The sequence below is a fragment of the Brachyspira catarrhinii genome (assembly GCF_005518285.1).
Lineage (GTDB): Bacteria > Spirochaetota > Brachyspiria > Brachyspirales > Brachyspiraceae > Brachyspira > Brachyspira catarrhinii.
In genome coordinates, this window is the sequence record NZ_SJDU01000612.1 from 1 (window position 1) to 938 (window position 938).

Annotated in this window: 2 pseudogenes; both read left to right on the forward strand. The window is 26.2% G+C overall.

Annotated elements, in window-relative coordinates:
- Positions 1-563: pseudogene (locus tag EZH24_RS12615) on the forward strand (hypothetical protein); the annotation flags it as partial.
- Positions 564-649: 86 nt separating this feature from the next.
- Positions 650-938 (forward strand): annotated as a pseudogene (locus EZH24_RS12620) (phage tail protein); the annotation flags it as partial.

Consider the following 938-nt stretch of genomic DNA (forward strand, 5'->3'; position numbering starts at 1 on the left):
AGTTTACTGTAATTGAAAGCAGATTAAATCAACTTTACTCTTCAGACATTATAGATATTGATGAGCAAATAGAATACAGAAAATACCCTAATTATAAACAGCAGCAATCGGTAGCATTAACAGATATAGATAGATATTATAAAGAAGTATGTAATCAATGTTATAACATAGTAAAAATAATAATATTTTTTTCAGACGGAAATCCAGACACAAGAGGAAATAAAGTGTCAGCAGTTTTTCAAATAGAAGATAGAGAAAATTTTCAAAGAAAATATTGTACTGATGGTTTTGGAGTATTTGATGTACAAGGATATGATAAAAGAGATATTATTATAATTTCAGAAAGAGGAAATATTCTATATGAAAGATTTATATGTTTCTTTGATATAGGCTCTAGGATATTAGAAATGAATATTAGAACTATTGATTATAAGTTTGAAAATAATTCATTAAATATAGATTTAGAACTTGCTAAAATGAATGTAAAACTTACTAATTATTTATATAATCAAGAGTATAAAATAAAGCATTTAGACCAAGTTTTTACAGAAGATCCAACATAAGATAATCATTAGCATAAAGGATTTAAAGACTTTAGTTTATAGTAACGGAGGTAAAAATAATAGCAATGAGTAACAATAAAGATATAATAGTATCAAGTGGAAAAGGTACTATATTAAATTATTTTGGACTTTCAAATACATATAACCCATTCACTGATGAAAACGCCTTACAAATAGTTCAGGACCTAAACTTTGAAATACCATCGCTAGAGCCTTTTGAGAACGCAGGATATGTAGCAGTAAGTACTGGACTTTTAGCTACTTCATTATCTTTTTTAAATGATAGTGTTTTAGCTATTTATGATACAGATGGAACTACAAAAATAGCAGATTTAGTAAATATAATTGGAGAACTTGGAAATGATAAATATGTAC